This window comes from Citrobacter sp. Cpo045 (genome assembly GCF_030332875.1).
Taxonomy (GTDB): Bacteria; Pseudomonadota; Gammaproteobacteria; order Enterobacterales; family Enterobacteriaceae; genus Citrobacter; species Citrobacter portucalensis.
This window is the reverse complement of record NZ_JAOWGZ010000069.1, coordinates 1-1,651: the sequence shown is the minus strand read 5'-3', so window position 1 is coordinate 1,651 and position 1,651 is coordinate 1. Positions and strand designations below refer to the sequence as shown.

1 rRNA gene is annotated in these 1,651 nt (G+C 52.7%); it reads right to left on the bottom strand.

The window, feature by feature from the left end:
- Positions 1-25: 25 nt before the first annotated feature.
- A 23S ribosomal RNA gene (locus tag OGY13_RS01830) occupies positions 26-1,651 on the bottom strand; the annotation flags it as partial.

Genomic DNA, 1,651 nt, shown 5'->3' with positions numbered 1-1,651 from the left:
TTCGCCAAAACATCTTCGGCGTTGTAAGGTTAAGCCTCACGGTTCATTAGTATCGGTTAGCTCAATGTATCGCTACACTTACACACCCGACCTATCAACGTCGTCGTCTTCAACGTTCCTTCAGGACTCTCAAGGAGTCAGGGAGAACTCATCTCGGGGCAAGTTTCGTGCTTAGATGCTTTCAGCACTTATCTCTTCCGCATTTAGCTACCGGGCAATGCCATTGGCATGACAACCCGAACACCAGTGATGCGTCCACTCCGGTCCTCTCGTACTAGGAGCAGCCCCCCTCAATTCTCCAGCGCCCACGGCAGATAGGGACCGAACTGTCTCACGACGTTCTAAACCCAGCTCGCGTACCACTTTAAATGGCGAACAGCCATACCCTTGGGACCTACTTCAGCCCCAGGATGTGATGAGCCGACATCGAGGTGCCAAACACCGCCGTCGATATGAACTCTTGGGCGGTATCAGCCTGTTATCCCCGGAGTACCTTTTATCCGTTGAGCGATGGCCCTTCCATTCAGAACCACCGGATCACTAAGACCTGCTTTCGCACCTGCTCGAGCCGTCACTCTCGCAGTCAAGCTAGCTTATGCCTTTGCACTAACCTCCTGATGTCCGACCAGGATTAGCTAACCTTCGTGCTCCTCCGTTACTCTTTAGGAGGAGACCGCCCCAGTCAAACTACCCACCAGACACTGTCCGCAACCCGGATCACGGGTCTACGTTAGAACACCAGCCATTAAAGGGTGGTATTTCAAGGATGGCTCCATGCAGACTGGCGTCCACACTTCAAAGCCTCCCACCTATCCTACACATCAAGGACCAGTGTTCAGTGTCAAGCTATAGTAAAGGTTCACGGGGTCTTTCCGTCTTGCCGCGGGTACACTGCATCTTCACAGCGAGTTCAATTTCACTGAGTCTCGGGTGGAGACAGCCTGGCCATCATTACGCCATTCGTGCAGGTCGGAACTTACCCGACAAGGAATTTCGCTACCTTAGGACCGTTATAGTTACGGCCGCCGTTTACCGGGGCTTCGATCAAGAGCTTCTCCTTACGGATAACCCCATCAATTAACCTTCCGGCACCGGGCAGGCGTCACACCGTATACGTCCACTTTCGTGTTTGCACAGTGCTGTGTTTTTAATAAACAGTTGCAGCCAGCTGGTATCTTCGACTGATTTCAGCTCCATGGGTAAACCACTTCACCTACATATCAGCGTGCCTTCTCCCGAAGTTACGGCACCATTTTGCCTAGTTCCTTCACCCGAGTTCTCTCAAGCGCCTTGGTATTCTCTACCTGACCACCTGTGTCGGTTTGGGGTACGATTTCGTGTTACCTGATGCTTAGAGGCTTTTCCTGGAAGCAGGGCATTTGTTACTTCAGCACCGTAGTGCCTCGTCATCACACCTCAGCGTTAATAAGGTACCGGATTTACCTGGAACCTCCGCCTACATGCTTAAACCGGGACAACCGTCGCCCGGCTAACATAGCCTTCTCCGTCCCCCCTTCGCAGTAACACCAAGTACAGGAATATTAACCTGTTTCCCATCGACTACGCCTTTCGGCCTCGCCTTAGGGGTCGACTCACCCTGCCCCGATTAACGTTGGACAGGAACCCTTGGTCTTCCGGCGTGCGGGTTTTT